Raw genomic sequence first — 13,496 nt, 5'->3', positions numbered from 1 at the left:
ATACTGCTGCTGCAGACCCGATAGCCCGGTGACATCTCCGGCCTACAGCTTTCCACCGGACTTGTCGATCAGCTCAGCTGTGGCATCGCCAACGGTGCCCAGCACAGCACGGGCAAACGTGCGGCTTGGGACGAGCTCCATGGTGTCTTGATGGCGGATGTTCGCGGAATCGCCTCTATCCGAGCGTCGGTCACGGTCCGTGCGGTGTCATCGCGCAGGACCAGCGCCTCGACAAATGCCGCGCTTCCCGCGATGGTCACCTGCTGCGCATAGGTCTCCGGGTCCGCGTCCAAAGGGACCGCCAAGGCCTTCGCTGAGTCCGAGTGCGCTGACACCTCGATATGGGATTTGTCGATGCCGACGCGGATGACCGGCCGCTCCGTGACCAACACGTCTCCCCCGTCCCCGAGAACGTCCGCCGGGTGGGCAGCGACACTGGCGACCTTGAGTGCATCGCGGTTCTGAAAGCCGGGCAGCAACAGGTCCGGTCGCCACGCAACCATCCAGCCGCCGTCGTTCTTGTTCAATTCCGCGCTGGTGCTGTAGTTCCAGTCTCCGCCCTCGAACTTCCACCGCACCTTCAGCGCCGCGGTGGCTTTGCCATCGGCGACCTGGACGTTGTCCACGCTGACCTCGGGCTTGACCGGCAGCGCCGCCCGGGTGGTGGCGCCCAGTTTTTCCGTCACCGCGGCGCCGTCCGCATTCCTAAAATGCACAGCGGTGACGTCCAGGGCGGACAGCTCAGTGGCTCGCCCCCGGATCCCCCGCGGACCGACGTGGGGGCGGACTACGCTGACTACTACGTCACGTAGAATGGCGCTGTGCCCGATTCCGCTGCCCCTGCCCTCGTCATTGACGGACTGATCCGCGACGTCGGACCCATCGCCGCACTGGACGGACGCATGAAACGGATCGTCAGCGGTGTCTACCTGACGGCACGTTTCGGCCAGGTGACGGCACTCCTCGGGGCCAACGGCGCCGGCAAGACCACCACCATTGAATGCGCGCAGGGCCTGCAACGGCGCGACGGCGGCACGATCACCTTGCTGGGCGAAGATCCGGACCGGCCCAGCGCCGCACTGCGCGCCCGCGTGGGCGTCATGCTGCAGGACGGCGGCCTGCCGCCGTCGGCCCGTCCGCTCGCCTTGTTGCACCATGTGGCCGGAATGTATGGGTCGCCGCGCTCCGTCGATGAGCTCGCGGACCGGCTTGGCATCACCTCGTTTGCGGACACCACCATTCGGCGGCTCTCGGGCGGCCAGAAACAACGGGTGGCTCTCGCCGCGAGCCTGGTTGGCAATCCGGAGGTGCTGTTCCTGGATGAGCCGAGTGCGGGGCTTGATCCGCAGGCGCGCCTGATGGTGTTTGAACTGATCCGTGAGCTGCGCGACGAGGGCCTGGCCATCATCCTGACCACCCATCTGCTTGACGACGCGCAGAAACTTGCCGATTACGTCTACATCGTCGACGACGGCGCCACCGTGGCGTCCGGAACCGTCCCGGAGCTGCTCAGCCAGGCCACCTCGGCGGAAGCTCAACGGACCATTACGTTTGAGGCACCGGCCGGACTGGATCCGGGCGCGGCGCTGCGCGCCGGACTGTCGGTACTGGAGACCCGTCCCGGTAGTTACGCGGTAAGCGGGCCGCTGGAACAGGGCGACCTGCTCGCCCTCGCCCAATGGTGGGCCCGGCTGGGCATTATGCCGACGTCCCTGCACCTCGCGTCGCGCTCGCTGGAAGACGTCTTTTTGGCCCTGTCCGGAACGGAGATGCGATGACGCCGGCCGCCGCTACCATACGGGGCGCCTCGGCTCCGGCGCCGCTGGTCCGCCGCGTCCTGCAGCAGGGGAGATATGAAACCCTGACCATGCTGCGCAACGGCGAGCAGCTGATCCTGGCCGTTGTGCTGCCGCTGATGGCGCTGGTGGCCCTGTCGGTCACGCCGCTGCTCGATGGTCTCGGTGCCAGCCGCATCAATATCGCCACGCCCGGTGTGCTCGCGCTGTGTGCGATGTCCACGGCCTTTACCGGTCAGGGCATCGCCACCGGGTTCGACCGCCGGTACGGTGTACTCCGCTTCCTGTCCACCACGCCGTTGGGCAAAGCCGGGCTGATCGCGGGCAAGATGTTGGCCGTGCTGGCCGTGCTGGTCATCCAAACAGCCATCGTTACAGTCGTCGCGCTCTTCCTTGGCTGGCAGCCGCCGCTGGCCGGCGTCCTCCTTGGCGCGCCGCTGCTGGTTCTTGGGGCCCTTTCCTTCACCGCGCTGGGCCTGCTGGTGGCGGGCACCGTCCGTCCCGAGGCCACGCTGGCCATTACCAATCTGCTCTGGATCCTGTTCGGTGCGCTGGGTGGGATTGTGCTCCCGTCGTCCCGGATTCCGGGGCCGTTCTCGGGCGTGGTGGACTTCCTGCCCTCCGGCGCCCTGGGCGGTGCCATGCGTGCTGCGCTGGTGGGCGGCCAGCTGAATATTTTGGCGGTTGTAATCTTATTGGGGTGGTCCGTTCTGGCCGCCGCAGCGGCAATTCGTTGGTTTAAGTGGAGTTGAAGTCGTGACTGTTTTCCAGGAAAAAACCGGACAGATCAAGCAGAGCGCCCGCGGCCTCGGCGGCCGGCTGCCGAACAGGGTTACCCCGGCGCTGCGCCGGCTGTCCGTCGCCTCGCTGATCGGCCAGTCCGTCCTCATCGTCAGCGGCGGTGCCGTTCGGCTGACGGCCTCGGGCCTCGGTTGCCCCACCTGGCCGCGGTGCACCGCCGGCTCGCTGGTCAATACGCCGGAAATTGGAATCCACGGCGTCATCGAGTTCGGCAACCGCACCCTGACGTTCGCGTTGGCATTGGTCGCGGCGCTGATGCTGGTCTTCCTCTGGAATCTGCGGAAGGAACGAAAGGACCTGTTCTGGCTCTCCTTCGGGCTGCTGGCCAGCATTCCGGTGCAGGCCGTGATCGGCGGTATTTCGGTGCTCACCCAGCTCAACCCCTGGGTAGTGGGACTGCATTTCCTGGTTTCCGCTGCCCTCGTGGCCTTTTCCATGCTGCTGGTGAACCGTACCTATGACCGTACCGGGGCGGCCGCGCCCGTGCACCGGCACCGTCCGTCCAAAACGATCAGGCAGTTAAGCGTCGTCGTCGCTGCCTGCACCGCACTGGCCGTGGTGCTGGGAGTCATGGTCACCGGCTCCGGTCCGCACGCAGGGGACGCCAATGCTCCGCGGAATGAGCTGAATCCGGACCTGATCACACGGTTCCATGTACTGCCGGTGTACGTCCTTGTGATCAGCAGCGTAATTCTGCTGATCCTGCTCTGGCGTCGTGGCTCCAACGACGCCTTGCGGGCAGGAGCTGTGCTGCTGATGGCCGCGGTGCTGTTCCAAGGCGCGATCGGTTATGCCCAGCACTTCACCGGTTTGCCGCCGATCCTGGTGGGTTTGCATATGCTCGGCGCGGCTGCGCTGCTGGCCGCTGCAACAAACTTCACCGATCTGGCCCTGTCACGCCGGCGGCGCTAAGCCGCGCCTGAAAGCGGCCCGGGACCGGCACCTCGTTGCGTCCCCGGGAACACCAGTTTCAGTCACCGGAAGCACTCGGTTTGGGTGGTCTGCCCTCCCCGATTACGGTCCAGCCCGCTCCCCTTTTTCGCTCCCAGGAGCACCTGGCGGAAAATGACGGGCATCCCCGAAAATGACGGCTGCGTCCCTTGTCATTTGTGGGGAACGGCGTCCGAAATCGAGCCCGCGGGTGGGGCCGGTGTCATTTCCGGGAAGGCCGTGCGCTAGCCAAACAGCGGCGAGCCGACGAAGGGATCGACGGCGAGGGCCAAGAAGAGCAGCGTCAGGTAAGTGATGGAGCCATGAAAGACCTTCATCGCGCCCTTGTTGGTGACGTCGTCGTGCCTCGCCTGGTTGTACAACTTGTGGGCTTCGGAGAGGAACCAGGCTCCCGCGGCCACGGCCACAGCGGAATAGACGATGCCCGCGCGGCCCAGCGGGATCATCAGCAGCGAGCAGACCACCATCGCCCAGGTGTAGAGGACCACCTGGACGGCCACAATTCTGGAACCGGCAATCGCGCCGAGCATAGGTACCTTGGCCGCGTTGTAGTCATCGCTGTAGCGCATCGACAGCGGCCAGTAATGCGGCGGCGTCCAGAGGAAAATCACCATGAACAAGATGACGGCCGGCCATTCAAGCGTGTTCGTGACGGCCGCCCAGGCGATGAATACGGGCATGCAGCCCGCGGCGCCGCCCCAGACAATGTTCTGCGAGGTGCGGCGCTTGAGGATCAGCGAATAGACCACGACATAGAGGAATATGGCCGCAGCGCCCAATATTCCGGTCAGCGGATTCGCTCCGAACCAGAGCATGACGATGGCGGTGACGGCCAGGACCCAGGAGAAGGTCAGCGCCTCGCGGGGTGAGACGGCCCCGGTCACGAGAGGCCTGTTTTCGGTCCGGTGCATCAGTTTGTCGATATCCCGGTCGATGTAGCAGTTGAAGGCGCCGGAGCTGCCTGCGGCCAGGGCGCCCCCCACCATGGTCCACACCATTAACCAAACGTTCGGGACTGCTCGGGCCGCAAAAAACATGGTCGGAAGGGTCGTGACCAGCAACAGTTCGATCACACGGGGTTTAGTCAGCGCCACATAGGCCTTGACCTTGCCACCGAACCCGAGCCTGCCGGTCAGGCTGGCGGAGGCGATCGGTGTATCAGTTGCACTCACGGAAGGTCACCATGCTCTATCTGCGATGTTTTATCGGCGTTCGGGTGTCAGGAAAATGCTCAAAGCATCCCTATTATCATAGCCGTGATCGCATCGGAAGCATGCAGCGCATGCCGATGCGGGCGAAGCCCCGAGACCTCGGCGCGGTGTCTGCGAGCCAGTCTTTTACAGCGTTATCCAGCGTCCCATTTGGTGTGCGCCGCAGCCTTTGGGGCTAAGCTGGAAAACAGTGAAACGAGATTTGATCCAACATTGATCCAACATTGACTCAGCTTTGATTCAACGGTGAGCGGCGGTTTCCGGCAGGCGATATGTAGGACGTCCTGTGCGGATAGAGATGCCGTGAGGTGTCAGTGCGCCCGAACCGTAATACCCGAATGAGAGGGCCCAGTAAGTGGCACACCTGGAAGAGCAAGAACTGTCATGGACCACATTGGACCAGCGCGCCGTTGACACGGTCCGGGTGCTGGCAGCCGACGCGGTGCAAAAGGTCGGCAACGGACACCCCGGGACGGCGATGAGCCTGGCCCCCGCCGCATACCTGTTGTTCCAGAAGCTGTTGCGGCATGACCCGTCGGATCCGCAGTGGACGGGCCGCGACCGGTTTGTCCTGTCCCCTGGTCACACCTCGCTGACGCTGTACATCGAGCTGTTCCTCTCCGGATACGGTCTGGAGCTGCAGGATCTCGAAGAGCTGCGGACCTGGGGCTCCAAGACGCCCGGGCATCCGGAGTACCGGCACACCAAGGGCGTGGAAATCACCACGGGTCCGTTGGGTCAGGGTCTGGCTTCCGCCGTCGGCATGGCGTTTTCACAGCGCCGGGACCGCGGTATGTACGATCCGGACGCGCCAGCCGGCACCAGCCCTTTCGACCACATGATCTGGGCGTTTGCCTCCGACGGCGACATGCAGGAAGGCGTGACGAGCGAAGCCAGCTCGCTGGCCGGCCATCAGGAACTCGGCAATATGGTGGTCCTCTACGACCAGAACCACATTTCCATCGAGGACGATACGGACATCGCCTTCTCCGAGGACGTATTGAAACGGTACGAGGCCTACGGCTGGCACATCCAGCGCGTCGACTGGACCAAGACTGGCGAATATGTCGAAGACGTCCAGGAGCTGTACTCCGCTCTGCTGGCAGCCAAGGCGGAGACCTCAAAGCCCTCCATTATCGCCTTGCGGACCATCATCGGCTGGCCAGCACCGAGCCTACAGAACACCGGCAAGGCCCACGGTTCAGCGCTAGGAGCGGACGAGGTAGCCGCCACCAAGAAGGTGCTCGGCTTCGACCCGGAGAAGTCGTTCGTGGTGGAGCCGGAGGTTCTGGCACATGCCCGCGAGGTCAAGGTACGCGGTAAGGAACTGCGGGCGGAATGGGAGAAAAACTTCGCTGCCTGGAAGGACGCCTGTCCGGGGCAGAACGAGACCCTCGAACGCGTTGCCGCACGGAAGCTGCCCGAAGGCTGGGACAAGAAGCTCCCCAACTTCGCGGCGGGAGAGGACATCGCAACCCGCAAGGCTTCCGGCAAGGTCCTGAACGCCATCGCCGCCGAACTCCCGGAACTGTGGGGTGGCTCCTGTGACCTGGCGGAATCGACGAATACGGCCTTCGAGGGCGGGGCGTCGTTCATTCCCGCGTCGAAGCAAACCAATCTCTGGAAGGGCAACCCGTATGGGAGGACGCTGCACTTCGGCATCCGCGAACATGCGGCCGCCGCCATAGTCAACGGCATTGTGATGCACAGCAGTTCGCGTGCCTTCTCCGCCACCTTCCTAATTTTCAGCGACTACCAGCGCCCGGCGGTCCGGCTCGGCGCGCTGATGGGCGTCCCCTCCATTTACGTCTGGACGCATGACTCCATCGGCCTCGGCGAGGACGGCCCCACCCACCAGCCCGTGGAGCAGCTCGCCGCCCTGCGCGCCATCCCCGGCCTCGACGTCGTCCGTCCGGGTGACGCCAATGAGGTGGCCATTGCCTGGCGGACCATTCTGGAGAACACCGACAATCCGGCCGGTATTGTTCTGACGCGCCAAAACATACCCACTTTCGCCCGCGGCGAGGGGGATGCGAGCGGTGACACCTTCGGTTCCACCGAGGGCGTGTCCAAGGGCGGCTACGTGCTGGCTGAGGCATCCGAGAGCGGCAGGAGCGTCGCGCCGCAGGTCATCCTGATCGGGACCGGCTCCGAGGTTCAGCTCGCCGTCCAGGCCAGGGAAACACTGCAGGCCGAGGGTGTCCCCACCCGAGTGGTCTCGATGCCTTGCCTGGAATGGTTCAACAAGCAGGATGCACAGTACCGCGAACTGGTTCTCCCGAGTGCGGTCAGGGCACGCGTCTCGGTGGAAGCCGGTATTGCGCAGGGCTGGCACCAGCTGGTCGGGGACAACGGACGCTCGATTTCGCTGGAGCATTTCGGCGCCTCCGCCGATTACAAGCGGCTCTTCCAGGAATTCGGCATCACCGCCGAGGCTGTTGTTGAGGCGGCCAAGGATTCCCTGCAGTCCGTCAAGTCCGGTACCGAGGCACTGAGCAAGACGACGGCGGCGCCGTCCGGCCGCGAGTCGTCCTCCACCGGTGATCAAAACTAATATTTTCCGTCGCGACCCAAGGAGATAGCAGTCATGACAACTCTCAATTCCGAAAAGCCCAGCCTCACCTCCCCCACGGCCCAGCTCTCGGCCGCCGGCGTCAGCATCTGGCTAGATGATCTGTCCCGGGAACGCCTGACCAGCGGCACCTTGCAGAAATTGATCGATGAGAAGGACGTCGTCGGCGTGACGACCAATCCGAGCATCTTCGAGGCCGCCATCTCGGCCGGCAACTCATACGCCGATCAGGTCAAGAGCCTGGCGGCCAACGGTGTCGATGTCGAAACGGCAATTTTCGAAATCACCACCCAGGACGTCGCCGATGCCTGCGACCTCTTCGCTCCGGTCAACGCCGCGACCGACGGCGTGGATGGCCGGGTCTCCATCGAGGTGGATCCCCGCAAGGCATGGGATACCGCGGAAACCATTGCGGAGGCAAAAAAGCTCCACGATAAAGTGAACAAGGCAAACGTCTTCATCAAGATCCCGGCCACGCTGGAAGGCCTGGAGGCCATCACGGCCACCATCGCGGCGGGGATCAGCGTCAACGTCACCCTGATTTTCTCGCTGGAGCGCTACCGCGCCGTCATCAATGCCTACCTGACCGGTCTGGAGCAGGCCAAGGAGAACGGCCACGACCTCTCCACCATCCACTCGGTCGCATCGTTCTTCGTCTCCCGCGTGGACACGGAAATCGACAAGCGTCTGAACGCTTTGGGCACCGACGAAGCCACGTCGCTCAAGGGTAAGGCGGGTCTGGCGAATGCCCGGCTGGCGTATCAGATTTACGAGGAGGTCTTCAGCTCCGAGCGCTGGCAGCTGCTGGCCGATTCCGGTGGGCGCCCGCAGCGTCCGCTCTGGGCTTCGACCGGTGTCAAGGATCCTTCCTACCCGGACACCCTGTATGTCACCGGACTGGTGGCACAGGGTGTCGTCAATACCATGCCGGAGAAGACCCTGGATGCGACTTTCGACCACGGCGTGGTCGAAGGCGATACGGTCACCGGCAGCTATGACGCATCCAACGCGCTGCTGAACGAGCTCGAGAAACTCGGCATTTCCTATAACGACGTTGTAGGGGTTCTGGAGACCGAAGGGCTGGACAAGTTTGTCGCCAGCTGGAAGGAACTCGTGGAGCATGTCAAGGAAACCTTGGAAGCGGCGGCGCCCGGAACGGGAGCCTGAGCGCATGTCGAAGCTTTCCTTTGATGCCGCCGGCGCTGCACGGCAGGCCGTCGGGCGGCACGTTCCCACTCTGGTTGCCGATCGGGTCGCCTCCCGGATTTTCGCCCAGGACACCACGCTGTGGGGCCCCGACGCCGAGTCCGAGGCCTCCGTCCGGCTGGGCTGGGTGGAAGCGGCACGGATTTCCGCTCCACTGGTGGAAGATATCCTCGCCCTGCGCGACGAGCTGAGGTCCGAAGGGGTACATCACATTGTGCTGGCGGGCATGGGCGGATCGTCGCTGGCCCCGGAAGTGATCACCAATACCGCCGGCGTTCACCTGACGGTGCTGGACAGCACGGATCCGGAGCAGGTCCGGGCTGCGCTGTCAAACCGGCTCACCGAAACAGCCATCGTAGTATCGTCCAAGTCCGGTTCCACACTCGAGACAGACTCGCAGCGGCGGGTGTTTGAGCTGGCGTTCACGGAGGCCGGCCTTGATGCCAAGTCCCGGATCATCATTGTCACCGACCCAGGATCCCCCCTCGATGCCTCTGCCCGCGCCACCGGATACCGCAAGGTCTTTAACGCCGATCCGAATGTCGGCGGACGGTACTCGGCGCTTACGGCCTTCGGCCTGGTGCCCTCTGGCCTGGCCGGCGTTGATATCCAGGCACTGCTCGACGACGCCGAGGAGGCCGGCGAGGTGTTGCGGGAGGACGACGACGGCAACATCGGACTTGCCCTTGGCGCGGTCCTGGGCGGCACCGATCCGCTGCGGAACAAGATCGTGATCGTGGATGAAGGCTCCGGGATCGTCGGGTTCGCCGATTGGGCCGAGCAGCTGATCGCCGAGTCCACCGGCAAGCTCGGGACCGGGGTGCTGCCCGTGGTGGCGCAGCCGGACTCCCCCGAAGTCCGGTCCGGGGCAGCCGATGTTCTGGTGGTCCGGCTGGTGGCCGCCGACGCGGACATTGAGATTTCGGGCAACCAGGTGGCCATCGCCGGCGGCCTGGGCACCCAGATGATGACCTGGGAATTCGCCGTCGTCGTCGCGGGACGCCTGCTGGGCATCGATCCCTTTGACCAGCCCGACGTCGAGGTAGCCAAAAAAGCCGCGCGTGGCCTGCTCGAGGGCACCCCGGAAACTGCGCCGGCGGACTTCGTCGATGGTGCAATAGAGGTCCGCGGCGCGCCGTGGCTGGGGGAAGCGCGAACCCTGGAGGAGGCTCTGGCGGCTCTGTTCGGTCAGCTGGGCCAGGACGGCTATCTAAGCGTTCAGGCGTACATTGACCGGGTCGGCCAGGCGCCGTTGGCGGATGTGCGGGACCAACTGTCCGCCGTCATTGGCCGCCCGGTCACCTTCGGCTGGGGGCCGCGGTTCCTGCATTCCACCGGTCAGTTCCACAAAGGTGGCCCCGCCATCGGTGTCTTCCTGCAGATCACGGCGGCGACCGATGCCGACCTGGCCATCCCGGACCAGCCGTTCACCTTCGGTGAACTGATCCAAGCCCAGGCGGCCGGTGACGCGCAGGTACTGGCGTCACACGGTCGGCCGGTGCTGCGGTTGCATTTCGTGGACCGGGCCGCCGGGGTCAAACAATTCACCGCCGCGGTGGCCGTCCTCGCCGGCCAGCGCCCCGACACTCAAGGCAACTAAGAAGACATGCCCGAATCCGCCCTGAACAAGCATCCGAATCCGCTCCGGGACCCCCGCGACCGCAGGTTGTCCCGGGTCGCGGGGCCTTCATCACTGGTGATCTTCGGGGTCACCGGCGATCTTGCCCGCAAAAAGCTGATGCCGGCCGTCTACGACCTGGCCAACCGCGGTCTGCTGCCGCCCAGTTTCGCGCTGGTGGGCTTTGCCCGCCGGCAGTGGGAGGACGAGGACTTCGCCGCCCAGGTTAAGACGTCCGTGATGGCACATTGCCGCACCCCGTTTGTTGAAAGTGTCTGGAACCAGCTGTCCGAAGGCATCCGTTTTGTCCAAGGCGAGTTCGACGACGACGCCGCTTTCGATCGGCTCAAAGACACGATCAAGGAGCTGGACGAGCAGCGCGGCACCCGCGGCAACCATGCTTTTTATCTCTCCATCCCCCCGAAGGCCTTCGAATTGGTCTGCCGCCAGCTCTCCGCGCATGGTCTGGCTCAGGGCGACGGCGATAAATGGCGGCGGGTGGTCATAGAGAAGCCCTTCGGACACGACCTAAAATCGGCCCGGGCACTGAACGAAATTGTCGAGTCGGTCTTTGACTCGGATTCGATCTTTCGTATTGATCATTATCTGGGCAAGGAAACGGTGCAGAACATTCTGGCGCTGCGCTTTGCCAATCAGTTCTTTGAACCACTTTGGAACGCCAACTACGTGGACCACGTCCAGATCACCATGGCCGAGGACATCGGCACCGGCGGCCGTGCGGGATATTACGATGGCGTGGGCGCGGCCCGCGACGTGATCCAGAATCACCTGCTGCAGCTGCTCGCCCTGACGGCCATGGAGGAGCCGATTTCCTTCAATGCGCAGGATCTGCGGGCCGAGAAGGAAAAGGTGCTGGCGGCCGTCAAGCTGCCGGCTGACCTTTCGCGGCATTCGGCGCGCGGGCAGTTTTCCGGCGGCTGGCAGGGCGGTGAAAAGGTCCTTGGCTACCTAGAGGAGGAGGGCATTCCTCCCCACTCCAGCACGGAAACCTTCGCCGCTCTCCGGCTGGATATCCATACCCGGCGGTGGAGCGGAGTGCCGTTCTACCTGCGGACCGGGAAGCGCCTGGGACGCCGGGTGACGGAGATCGCCGTCGTCTTTAAGCGCGCCCCCAATCTGCTGTTTACCGATCACTCCGAGGACGACTTCGGTCAGAATGCCGTCGTCATTCGCGTTCAGCCCGATGAGGGCGTGACCATCCGCTTCGGCTCCAAGGTCCCGGGCACACAGATGGAGGTGCGGGATGTGACCATGGACTTCGGCTACGGGCACGCGTTTACCGAATCGAGCCCGGAGGCGTACGAGCGGCTCATTCTCGATGTGCTCCTCGGCGAACCCCCGCTGTTCCCGCGGCATCAGGAAGTGGAGCTGTCCTGGAAGATCCTCGATCCGTTCGAGGAGTTCTGGGCCGCCGAGGGCGTCCAGCCGGAGGCGTATCAACCCGGAAGCTGGGGCCCGGCCTCCGCCGATGAGCTGCTGGCACGTGACGGAAGGAGCTGGAGAAGACCGTGATAGTAAATCTGCCGGACACCACCACGTCCAAGGTCTCCAAAGAGATCATGTCGATGCGTGAACAGGGCGGCGTTGTCACCTTGGGCCGGGTATTAACCCTCGTCGTGATCACCAAGAGCGGCTACGAGGAAGACGCCATTGAGGCCGCCAACCTGGCCAGCCGCGAGCATCCCTGCCGGATCATCGTTCTCGGGAAGGCGGACCAGAAGGCCGGAACCCGCCTCGATGCGCAAATCCGCGTCGGCGGCGATGCCGGCGCCTCCGAGGTCATCCTGCTGCGCGGCTCCGGTGAATTGGCAACGCAAAGCGAATCTCTGGTCTCGGCCCTGCTGCTGCCGGACGCGCCGATCGTGGCCTGGTGGCCGCATGGCATTCCGGATTCGGCTTCGGCCAGCTCCATCGGCCGGATTGCCCACCGGCGCATCACCGATTCGGCCAATGAACCAGATCCGCGGGCGGCACTGAGGCACATCGGCGCCACCTACACACCAGGCGACACCGATCTCGCCTGGACCCGGCTGACCAACTGGCGGATCCAGCTGGCCGCCGTTTTTGACCAGCTCGACAACGAACCCGTCACCGCGCTGACCGTGGAAGGCGCCTCCGACTCCGCCAGCACGCTGCTGCTGGCCGCGTGGCTGCATGCGGCGCTCGGGGCCCCGATCACGGTCGTTTCCGACCCGGCGGGCACCGGGATCCGCCGGGTTGTGATGGAACGGGCCGGCGGCAACGTCGAGCTCAAGCGGCCCGGAACGGTGGAAGCTATCCTCACCCAGCCCGGCCAGCCCGACCAGCGGATCTCGCTGCCGCGCCGGTCCTTGCAGGACTGCCTGGCCGAGGAGCTGCGCCGGCTGGATCCCGACGAGGTGTTTGGCGAGGTCATTACCGACGGGCTGGCGAAGCTGCTGGACCAGACCGAGGACGCCGTCGTATGACGTCCAATGTGCGGATCAATATCCACCCGACCTTCGAGGTGCTCGCGGCCACCACAGCCGCGCGCCTGATCACCCGGCTGCTTGACGTGCAGAGTGATCGCGGTGAGGCCACGGTTGTCCTGACGGGCGGCAGTGTGGGCATTGCGACCCTAAAGGCGGTGGCGGACTCGCCCGCCTATCCCGCCGTGGACTGGTCGAAGGTCAATTTCTGGTGGGGGGACGAAAGGTTTGTTCCTGCCGACTCCACCGAACGAAATGGTGTCCAGGCGCAACATGCGCTGCTGGGGCGAATTGGTGCCGATCCGGCCCGGGTCCACCAAATGGGCGCCTCGGATCATTTTCCGGATGTGAACGCGGCGGCAAACGACTACATCCGGGAGCTTGCCGCCGCCGCGCTGGCCGAACACCAGCTGTATCACGAACGTCCGGATGAAAATCCCGCGCCCGCGTTGCCGCGCTTCGACGTGCTGCTGCTGGGTATTGGACCCGACGCCCATATCGCGTCGCTCTTTCCGGAAATGGCGGGAATCCGGAGCACCGACGCGAACGTCGTAGGTGTCACCGGTTCGCCAAAGCCGCCACCCATGCGCGTGTCACTGACGTTGCCCGCCATCAGCTCCGCCGCGGAGGTCTGGCTCGTTGCCGCCGGCAGCGACAAGGCTGGCGCGGTGGGCCTGGCCCTGGCGGGCGCCAACCCGGTGCAGGTGCCGGCAGCAGGACCACGGGGACGGTCCAAGACGCTGTGGCTGATCGACCAGGATGCCGCGGCAAAGGTGCCCGAGCAGCTCACCGTCCGCCAGGACCGCTAGCGGGCTGCGCCTTCAGTCCGATCCCGGAAGGGCCGCGCCTCCCCTAGGCAGCTGAGTGCCAGAT

General features: G+C 64.6%; 11 protein-coding genes. 9 read left to right on the top strand and 2 right to left on the bottom strand.

What is annotated here, in order from left to right; all coding sequences use genetic code 11:
* Window positions 1-68: 68 nt before the first annotated feature.
* Complete coding sequence (locus ACLLJI_RS09800; protein ID WP_434620871.1) at window positions 69-716, bottom strand: NTF2-like N-terminal transpeptidase domain-containing protein; 648 nt, start codon at window positions 714-716, stop codon at window positions 69-71.
* 105 nt (window positions 717-821) lie between these two features.
* On the opposite strand from ACLLJI_RS09800, the gene ACLLJI_RS09795 reads away from it, so the two are divergent.
* Genes ACLLJI_RS09795 through ACLLJI_RS09785 form a run of 3 tightly spaced genes read left to right on the top strand, consistent with a single transcriptional unit; the run spans window position 822 to window position 3,509 of the window.
* A complete protein-coding gene (locus ACLLJI_RS09795) occupies window positions 822-1,778 on the top strand; it encodes an ABC transporter ATP-binding protein (RefSeq protein WP_434620868.1) in 957 nt (318 codons plus the stop codon).
* Window positions 1,775-2,548 (top strand): ABC transporter permease, encoded by a 774-nt coding sequence (locus tag ACLLJI_RS09790; RefSeq protein WP_283561700.1) that lies wholly within the window; start codon window positions 1,775-1,777, stop codon window positions 2,546-2,548. The genes ACLLJI_RS09795 and ACLLJI_RS09790 overlap by 4 nt, the downstream gene beginning before the upstream one ends.
* 4 nt (window positions 2,549-2,552) lie before the next feature.
* Window positions 2,553-3,509, top strand: coding sequence for a COX15/CtaA family protein (locus ACLLJI_RS09785; protein WP_434620864.1), 957 nt, complete (start codon window positions 2,553-2,555; stop codon window positions 3,507-3,509).
* Window positions 3,510-3,772: 263 nt separating this feature from the next.
* Here ACLLJI_RS09785 and ACLLJI_RS09780 read toward each other — a convergent pair whose 3' ends face one another.
* On the bottom strand, window positions 3,773-4,720 hold the full coding sequence (locus ACLLJI_RS09780) for a heme o synthase (protein ID WP_434620861.1): 948 nt from the start codon (window positions 4,718-4,720) through the stop codon (window positions 3,773-3,775).
* Between the two features lie 403 nt (window positions 4,721-5,123).
* Between ACLLJI_RS09780 and tkt the strand changes: the two genes are divergently transcribed.
* Genes tkt through pgl form a run of 6 tightly spaced genes read left to right on the top strand, consistent with a single transcriptional unit; the run spans window position 5,124 to window position 13,432 of the window.
* Window positions 5,124-7,313 carry a transketolase gene (gene tkt, locus ACLLJI_RS09775; RefSeq protein ID WP_434621388.1) on the top strand — a complete coding sequence of 730 codons (2,190 nt, stop codon included), beginning with the start codon at window positions 5,124-5,126 and terminating at the stop codon, window positions 7,311-7,313.
* A gap of 33 nt (window positions 7,314-7,346) precedes the next feature.
* Window positions 7,347-8,498, top strand: coding sequence for a transaldolase (gene tal, locus ACLLJI_RS09770; RefSeq protein ID WP_434620858.1), 1,152 nt, complete (start codon window positions 7,347-7,349; stop codon window positions 8,496-8,498).
* 4 nt (window positions 8,499-8,502) lie between these two features.
* Window positions 8,503-10,137: a glucose-6-phosphate isomerase gene (locus ACLLJI_RS09765; protein WP_434620855.1), complete on the top strand. Its 1,635-nt coding sequence runs from the start codon at window positions 8,503-8,505 to the stop codon at window positions 10,135-10,137.
* A 6-nt stretch (window positions 10,138-10,143) separates the two neighbouring features.
* Window positions 10,144-11,688 (top strand): glucose-6-phosphate dehydrogenase, encoded by a 1,545-nt coding sequence (gene zwf, locus ACLLJI_RS09760; protein WP_434620852.1) that lies wholly within the window; start codon window positions 10,144-10,146, stop codon window positions 11,686-11,688.
* A complete protein-coding gene (locus ACLLJI_RS09755) occupies window positions 11,685-12,623 on the top strand; it encodes a glucose-6-phosphate dehydrogenase assembly protein OpcA (RefSeq protein WP_434620849.1) in 939 nt (312 codons plus the stop codon). The genes zwf and ACLLJI_RS09755 overlap by 4 nt, the downstream gene beginning before the upstream one ends.
* A complete protein-coding gene (pgl, locus tag ACLLJI_RS09750; RefSeq protein ID WP_434620846.1) occupies window positions 12,620-13,432 on the top strand; it encodes a 6-phosphogluconolactonase in 813 nt (270 codons plus the stop codon). Before ACLLJI_RS09755 ends, pgl begins: the two co-directional genes overlap by 4 nt.
* The last annotated feature ends 64 nt before the right edge of the window (window positions 13,433-13,496 follow it).

Source organism: Arthrobacter sp. A5 (assembly GCF_051131705.1).
GTDB lineage: Bacteria > Actinomycetota > Actinomycetes > Actinomycetales > Micrococcaceae > Arthrobacter_M.
The sequence above is the reverse complement of the archived record's forward strand: the minus strand, read 5'-3'. Positions and strand labels throughout refer to the sequence as shown.